General features: G+C 52.2%; 1 rRNA gene. It reads right to left on the reverse strand.

From position 1 onward, the window contains the following. A 16S ribosomal RNA gene (locus tag OGV57_RS00030) occupies positions 1 to 217 on the reverse strand; the annotation flags it as partial. Positions 218 to 226: the final 9 nt, after the last annotated feature.

Below are 226 nucleotides of genomic sequence, written 5' to 3' on the forward strand. Positions count from 1 at the left end.
GAGGCCCGAAGGTCCCCCTCTTTGGTCTTGCGACGTTATGCGGTATTAGCTACCGTTTCCAGTAGTTATCCCCCTCCATCAGGCAGTTTCCCAGACATTACTCACCCGTCCGCCACTCGTCACCCAAGGAGCAAGCTCCTCTGTGTTACCGTTCGACTTGCATGTGTTAGGCCTGCCGCCAGCGTTCAATCTGAGCCATGATCAAACTCTTCAATTTAAGTTTGAT

It is taken from the genome of Citrobacter sp. Cf087, assembly GCF_030334285.1.
In the GTDB taxonomy this organism is placed as follows: Bacteria; Pseudomonadota; Gammaproteobacteria; order Enterobacterales; family Enterobacteriaceae; genus Citrobacter; species Citrobacter freundii.